General features: G+C 72.5%; 1 protein-coding gene. It reads right to left on the minus strand.

Annotated elements, in window-relative coordinates; all coding sequences use genetic code 11:
- Positions 1-394 precede the first annotated feature (394 nt).
- Positions 395-1,564: an acetoin utilization protein AcuC gene (locus tag FNQ90_RS22375; protein ID WP_182608001.1), complete on the minus strand. Its 1,170-nt coding sequence runs from the start codon at positions 1,562-1,564 to the stop codon at positions 395-397.
- Positions 1,565-1,652: the final 88 nt, after the last annotated feature.

The raw sequence follows: 1,652 nt of genomic DNA on the forward strand, positions 1-1,652 counted from the left end.
CCCCGGTCCGGCCGGGACCTCCCGGCGCCGTTCCGGAACGACCGGACCGTCTTCTTCGATACCCGCTTGACCTGCGTCGCAAAGCCCACGACTCTCCCGAACACGTCACCGGTCCGATGGATGCTCCGCACACCCACCGGCCCCGAACGAACGTCTCCCCCTCCCCCGACACGGGTCGACACCGGCCATGACAGGCCGTCACCACCCGCTTCCCGGTCGGTGGCAGGGGCGCCGTCGGCCTCCGGGAGGGTGCGATGACGTAGTCGAAAACCGGTCGCTTTGTCGACACACCATTCCCCCATCGGTACCGGTCGACCCGCGCATCACGGCCACCACGGCGGTCACGCCGTCGTAGCCGCCCACCGGTGGGAGCCCCCACCGGTGGGCGGGGCGCTCAGACCAGGAGGCCGTGGGCGGGATAGATGGCCCGTCGGGTCGCCATCACCGCCCGGTCCACCGGATCCGCCGGATCGTAGCCCTCTTCCCAGGGGCGCCAGGACGGCGTTCGCCCGTCCGTCATCCGGTGTGGGCCGGCACCCATCGTCCGCGCGTACACCAGGCTCCGCCAGCTCTCGGGAACGGAAGCCGTCGGCTCGATGGGCGCGTGCGCGGCGATCGCGGTCAGATGCGTCCAACTGCGCGGGACGACGTCCACGACCGCGTAACCACCGCCGCCCAGCGCCAGCCAACGACCCTCGGTGTACTCGTGCGCCCATTCGTGACACGACTCCATCGCAGAGCGCTGCGCGTCCAGGGTGAGCGCCAGATGGGCCAGCGGGTCCTCGATGTGGGTGTCGGCTCCGTGCTGGGTCACCAGGACCTCGGGCCGGAAGGAGGCCAGCAGTTCCGGCACCACTCCGTGCAGGGCCCGCAGCCAGTCGGGATCGGTGATGCCGGGCGGCAGCGCGAGGTTGACCGCGGTACCGGCCGCGTTGCCCTCGCCGTTCTCCTCCGCCCACCCCGTCCCCGGGAAGAGGGACCGGGGGTCCTGGTGCAGGGAGACCGTCAGGACGCGGGGATCCTCCCAGAAAGCCGCCTGGACGCCGTCACCGTGGTGCACGTCGAGGTCCACGTAGGCCACTCGGCGGGCACCGCGCTCCAGGAGGCGGGCGATGGCGAGCGCGGCGTCGTTGTAGACGCAGAAGCCCGCGGCGGCGCCGGGCATGGCGTGGTGCAGGCCACCGGTGAAGTTGACGGCGTGGGTGTCGGGCCGGGACCACACCCGGTCGGCCGCGGCCACGGAGAGGCCGGCGATCAGGGAGGACGCCTCGTGCATTCCGGCGAAGGCGGGGGTGTCCTCGGTGCCGAGACCGTAGGCGGGGTCCGCCCTCGTTGGGTCGGCGGAGGCGGCGCGCACGGCCGCGACGTAGTCGGGGCGGTGGACCAACCGCAGGGTCGAGTCACCCGCCGCGGGCGCGCGCTCGACGGTGAGCCGACGGTCGAGGCCGAAATCCTCGACCAGACGCATGGTCAACTCCAGACGGATCGGGTCCATCGGGTGCCCGGGGCCGAAGTCGTATCGGGTCACGCCCTCGTCCCACATCAACCATGCTTCACCGCTCATGCGGGCCACCGTACCCAAGGGGCGGGGGGAAACGGGCACCCGGTGCCCCGACGGCGCCGGTGAGTCCTGCCGGGCCCCGGGGGCCGGC

This window comes from Streptomyces alkaliphilus (assembly GCF_014141535.1).
Taxonomy (GTDB): Bacteria; Actinomycetota; Actinomycetes; order Streptomycetales; family Streptomycetaceae; genus Streptomyces; species Streptomyces alkaliphilus.

Excerpts from the sequence above, each read along its gene's own strand:
- FNQ90_RS22375 (WP_182608001.1), bottom strand. The coding sequence starts at position 1,564 with ATGAGCGGTGAAGCATGGTTGATGTGGGACGAGGGCGTGACCCGATAC.